This window comes from Prevotella sp. CAG:592 (assembly GCF_000436015.1).
GTDB classification, from domain to species: domain Bacteria; phylum Bacteroidota; class Bacteroidia; order Bacteroidales; family Bacteroidaceae; genus Prevotella; species Prevotella pectinovora.
In genome coordinates this window covers 1-4,989 of sequence record NZ_FR892559.1, presented here as the reverse complement: position 1 = coordinate 4,989, position 4,989 = coordinate 1, and the positions used below count along the sequence as shown (strand labels likewise).

General features: G+C 51.9%; 4 protein-coding genes. 1 reads left to right on the top strand and 3 read right to left on the bottom strand.

Annotated elements, in window-relative coordinates:
- From QVO99_RS04960 to QVO99_RS04950, 3 genes are all read right to left on the bottom strand, one after another.
- The coding region (locus tag QVO99_RS04960; RefSeq protein ID WP_288176967.1) for a gliding motility lipoprotein GldH at positions 1 to 365 on the bottom strand (365 nt) is incomplete at its 3' end.
- Between the two features lie 19 nt (positions 366 to 384).
- Positions 385 to 1,914, bottom strand: coding sequence for a PSP1 domain-containing protein (locus QVO99_RS04955; RefSeq protein ID WP_022316497.1), 1,530 nt, complete (start codon positions 1,912 to 1,914; stop codon positions 385 to 387).
- A 74-nt stretch (positions 1,915 to 1,988) separates the two neighbouring features.
- Positions 1,989 to 3,164 carry a DNA polymerase III subunit gene (locus QVO99_RS04950; protein ID WP_022316496.1) on the bottom strand — a complete coding sequence of 392 codons (1,176 nt, stop codon included), beginning with the start codon at positions 3,162 to 3,164 and terminating at the stop codon, positions 1,989 to 1,991.
- Positions 3,165 to 3,454: 290 nt separating this feature from the next.
- Between QVO99_RS04950 and xylE the strand changes: the two genes are divergently transcribed.
- Positions 3,455 to 4,933: a D-xylose transporter XylE gene (gene xylE, locus QVO99_RS04945; protein ID WP_022316495.1), complete on the top strand. Its 1,479-nt coding sequence runs from the start codon at positions 3,455 to 3,457 to the stop codon at positions 4,931 to 4,933.
- The last annotated feature ends 56 nt before the right edge of the window (positions 4,934 to 4,989 follow it).

Sequence of the window (4,989 nt, the reverse complement as noted above, 5' to 3'; positions counted from 1 at the left end):
ATGGGGAAAGAGTATTGGTATGCACTGACACCATCCCCGAGAAAATTTCCTCTGCTGTCGGTGATAGGACACTTGATGGTGTCGGTAACCACCTTGCCGGAAGGATATACCGTCTGCTGCACTATCAGACTGACGCTCGTGAACGGGAATATCTCCGTCATCCTGACGCCCAGAGACTGAGAGTATACACCAGCCTGCTTCATCTTGGGAACGTCGAAAGACAGGGTGTCGTTCTTCTCCCAGCCTGATAGCGGCGTATGGTCGTAGGTGTCATACACGGTGTCGGTGGTGCATGATGCAAAGACATTCGCCACTATTACTGCGGCGAATGTCATTATATATAATATGGTGTGTCTGAAGTGCATATCTGCGTTGTCGTTATTTTTACTGGTTGCCGCCGTCATTGGCTTTCTCCTGCTTCGGCTGTTGGGGAGTGTTAGGTTTTCCCTGACGACGACGCTGTCCGCCGTTTCCGTTTCCACCATTCCTCTGCTGCTTAGGTCCGCGCTGCCTCTGACGGTCGTCCTGCGGTTTCTGCTGGTCGCCATTGGCATCAGGGCGCTGAGGTTTGGCGTCACGCTGTGGCTTGTTATCAGGGCGCTGCTGTTGTTTACCCTCTTGGCGTTGTTGCGGCTTGCCCTCCTGGCGTAGCTGCTGTGGCTTGTCCTCCTGACGTTGCTGCTTGCCTTCTGCCCGGCGCTGCTTCCTGTTCTCGGCTGAAGCCTGCTGGTTGCCTCCTTGCTGGTTGTTTGCAGGCTGTTGGTTGTTGGCGTTTGCAGCCTTAGCATCCTTGTTGTCCTGAGCTTTGTTGCCACGCGACTTCTGTTTCTTCTTTTTCTTTGCCTTGTCAAATCTCGTGAGACTCTCGCCTGCCAGAAGGTCCACCTGATGGTTCTCCGTCATAGGCTCATCGCTGTCGCTGAGCGAGTCAGGCTTTTCTCCACGCCTGTTCATCTCCACAATCTCGAGTGCGCGCTGAGCGGTGATTGTCACGAGGTTTGCTGCGAGGCGCTTGTCGGTGGAATATGTCACAAGACCTGCCAGGATATCTGTCTTGAAGAGGAAGTGGTCGCCATCCATAGTCTGCAGCACCACTTCGCGGCTCGGCAATTTGCGGCCTGCCTCTATGTAGCTGTCCACCTCATAGTTGAGACAGCATTTCAGTTTGGCACACATTCCTGCGAGCTTCTGCGGATTGAGCAAGATGTCCTGATATCGGGCTGCTCCTGTGCTCACCGACACGAAGTTCTTCATCCATGTGGCGCAACACAGTTCTCTGCCGCAAGGTCCTGTTCCGCCGATGCGTCCTGCTTCCTGTCTGGCTCCGATCTGTTTCATCTCGATACGCACATGGAAAGTCTCGGCAAGCACCTTGATAAGCTGGCGGAAGTCCACTCGCTCATCGGCGATATAATAGAAAATCGCCTTGTTGCCGTCGCCCTGATACTCCACATCACCGATTTTCATCTGCAGGTTGAGGTCTTTGGCTATCTGTCGGCTCTGAATCATGGTGCCGTGTTCGCGGCTCTTCGCCTCGCGCCATTTGTCGATATCCACTGGTTTCGCTATGCGATATATGCGCTTGATGTCGTCCATAGACTTGAGGTTCGCCTTCTTGACCTGCAGTTTCACGAGCTTTCCCGTGAGCGTAACCACTCCGATATCATGACCCGGACTTGCCTCCACAGCCACCACATCGCCCTTCTTCAGATCGAGGGCATTGACATTATGGTAATATCCCTTTCGGGTGTTCTTGAACTGCACCTCAACAAGGTCTGTGCTCTCGGCATTTCCCGGCACATCAGCGAGCCAGTCGTATGTATTCAGCTGGCGGTCCTGCCTTCCGCAGCCTCTTCGGCAGAGTCCGCGAGAACAACCGTCGCCAACGGTGAATTTCATATTCTTGAAGTCCATATCGTAATTCTCTTTTCTTTATTAATAAAATATTGTGTGTGTATATATATTGTCCGTGCTTCCCATCCGGAATGTCATTTCTGTATGAGCAGCACGATTGTCTTCAGCGCGATGTCGAAGAACACGATCTTGGCATTTGCGTTCTGTCCTATGTCGCGTATTCCACGCTCGTAGAGTTCCGACAGCTCCACCACATTCGCCTCGTTGATGAAACGGGCGAAATTCTTCGAGAAGTTCTCCTCTTCGGCAGTCATGTAGTTGAGTTCGGGTTTATGGAAGTTATACATGAAATTCTCTCTTATGAGTCTTCCGAAATATGCGAGCATACTCTTCTGTCGTTCTCTTCCGTATCCCGCCACCGCTTCGCTCCATTTCTTCAGGTCTTTTATCTTGCGCATATATGCCAGTCGCATGAGCATTATGAACATGTCGAGAAAGAGTCTGTTCTCGTTGCCTGCATCAAGTTCTGCCTCTGCGGCAAGCCAGTTGCCGTTTGCCACTCTCGCTATGCGGTGGGCCATATCGGGCGCCACATATCGTTTGTCTATGAGCGTCTGCTCCATCGACGGAGTGTCTATGCGCTTGAAGTCGAACCGCTGAGTACGGCTGCGGATAGTTTCAAGGAGTTTCTCCGGTTCCTCACAAACCATTATGAACACGGTCTGGTGTGGCGGCTCCTCTATCAGCTTCAGCATACTGTTGGCGCATTCACCGTTCATCCTCTCCGGCAACCATATTATGCACACCTTGTATCCGCCCTGACTCGACTTCATGCTGAGTTTACGTACGAGCGCATTGCTCTCTCCCACTCCGATAATCGGCTGTTGGTTGGCGGCACCCATGGCAGTGAGCCAGTTGGCCATTGAGAAATACGGCGACTTGCATATCATCTCGTTCCATTGCCGGGCAAAATCATCACTTTCCATCTTGTGTTCTGACGAAGTGCCGGCAGGTTTTATCACGGGATATGAGAAGAACAGGTCGGGATGTCCCCATTTGGCAAGCATCGCCTCTGCGCTGCGGCGCTTGTCGGCGGTTAGCGGCGGCATGGCTGCTGCGGCGGCATGCTGGTCGGCATCATCGTCGTCACGCTCTCCGAGCAGGAATGAGGCAAAAGCCATGGCAAGCGCCATCTTGCCGCATCCCAACGGGCCACAGAATAGCATGGCATGGGGCACACGGCCTTCGGCGACGAGCTGCAGCAGCTGCCGCTTGGCTTCTTCCTGTCCTATAACGTCTCTGAATTTCATCTTGCCTATATAACGGAAAGCCTGTCTGCGCTACCACACCACCGTGTATGGAAACGTCGGCTTTTCCGTGGATGCAAATTTACGCAAAATTATCGACTTATTTTTAAAACATCGGCAAAAAGGAACATGACAGTTTGTTTTATGGTGTAAAAAATGCCAAAACAAGTGGATTATCGATGCTACGGAAACGTTTTTCATAATTATTCTGCTCAATACATTATGTTTTTCGGACAATAAACATTACCTTTGCCTCATAATAACGAACTAACCTACGTAAAACAAAAAACAAAATGAAACAGACACAACAGAATGTGGCCTGGCAGGAAAACGGCAGCAGGTCATATCTAATCTCTATCGTCATGGTGGCGGTGTTGGGCGGACTGCTCTTCGGCTACGACACGGCTGTGATTTCGGGTGCAGAGAAGGGACTACAGGCGTTCTTCAAAGGGGCTGCCGACTTTCAGTACTCCGACTTCATGCACGGCTTCACCAGTTCGAGTGCTCTCATCGGCTGCATCTTCGGCAGCGCCGTATCCGGATTCTTCGCAAGCCGCTTCGGCCGCAAGCGTTCGCTGATATTCGCCGGCATCTGCTTTTTCCTGTCGGCATGGGGTTCGATGGAACCCGAATCGTATATCATGCCACAGGGCAGGGCAAGCCTGGAGTTGCTATATGTGTTCAATGCCTACCGTGTGCTTGGCGGCTTCGGTGTAGGAATGGCGTCTGCCATCTGTCCGATGTATATCGGCGAGGTGGCACCGAGCAATATCCGCGGAATGCTCGTCAGCTGGAACCAGTTTGCGATCATCTTCGGACAGCTCGTGGTGTATTTCGTCAACTTCATCATCCTCGGTTCTCACGCCAACCCTATATACGATGCTGTAGGCAAGATAGCCAACTGGGCTGACTGCCAATGGACGGTGGAAACGGGATGGAGGTATATGTTCGGCAGCGAATGCGTGCCGGCAGCACTCTTCACTCTGCTGATATGTTTCGTGCCCGAAACCCCTCGCTATCTCGTGATGATAGGACAGGACAAGAAAGCTGAGGGTATCCTCGCCCGCATCAACGGTTCGAACAAGGCGAAGGAGATAATCAGAGATATAAAGGAGACTATTACCGTGAGGACGGAACCTCTGATGACCTATGGTTTCCTCTGCATCTTCGTGGGAGTGATGCTCTCGGTATTCCAACAGGCAGTGGGTATCAACGCCGTGCTCTATTACGCTCCCCGCATCTATGAAGACATGGGAATGAAAGACCCTATGGTGCAGACCGTTATCATGGGTATCGTAAACATATCGTTCACGCTCGTTGCAGTGTTCACGGTAGAGAAACTCGGACGCAAGCCTCTGCTCATCTGGGGTTCTATCGGCATGGCAATAGGTGCGCTCGGCGTGGCACTCACCTTCGGCAACCCGAGTCTTGGCACGGTGACGATGCTGAGCATCATGGTATACAGTGCGAGCTTCATGTTCTCGTGGGGCCCTATCGCCTGGGTTCTCATCGCCGAGCTCTTCCCAAACACCATCCGTGGTGCAGCGGTTGCCATTGCAGTAGCCTTCCAGTGGATATTCAATTTCATCGTGAGTTCCACCTTCGTACCGCTATTCAACATGCATCTCACCGAAGGCGACGACTTCGGACATTGGTTCACCTATGTGATGTATGGCGTCATCTGTGTGCTTGCCGCACTATTCGTCTGGAAACTGGTTCCTGAAACTAAAGGCAAGACTCTCGAAGACATGACGAAGCTATGGAAGAAATAACGCTGATTTACTGTATGACAGAGAATTTCCAAAAAACTGTCAGACCATCTGGTTTT